The sequence below is a fragment of the Bacillus cereus group sp. BfR-BA-01383 genome (assembly GCF_022663495.1).
In the GTDB taxonomy this organism is placed as follows: Bacteria; Bacillota; Bacilli; order Bacillales; family Bacillaceae_G; genus Bacillus_A; species Bacillus_A cereus_AU.
In genome coordinates, this window is record NZ_JAKUFP010000148.1 from 1 (window position 1) to 232 (window position 232).

Genomic DNA, 232 nt, shown 5'->3' on the forward strand with positions numbered 1-232 from the left:
ACAAGGTCCCAACTACCATCGGCGCTAGAGAGCTTAACTTCCGTGTTCGGTATGGGAACGGGTGTGACCTCTCTGCCATCATTACCAGACTTTTATTATTATAAACATTTCTTTTGAAATGTCAAGAAGAAATTTAAACATATATTCCTTCAAAACTAGATAACATTTGCTACATATTATATGGTTAAGTCCTCGATCTATTAGTATTCGTCAGCTCCACATGTCACCATGC

Annotated in this window: 1 rRNA gene; it reads right to left on the reverse strand. The window is 37.9% G+C overall.

Annotated features, from left to right (window positions below):
- A 5S ribosomal RNA gene (gene rrf, locus MR065_RS27365) occupies positions 1 to 89 on the reverse strand; the annotation flags it as partial.
- Positions 90 to 232: the final 143 nt, after the last annotated feature.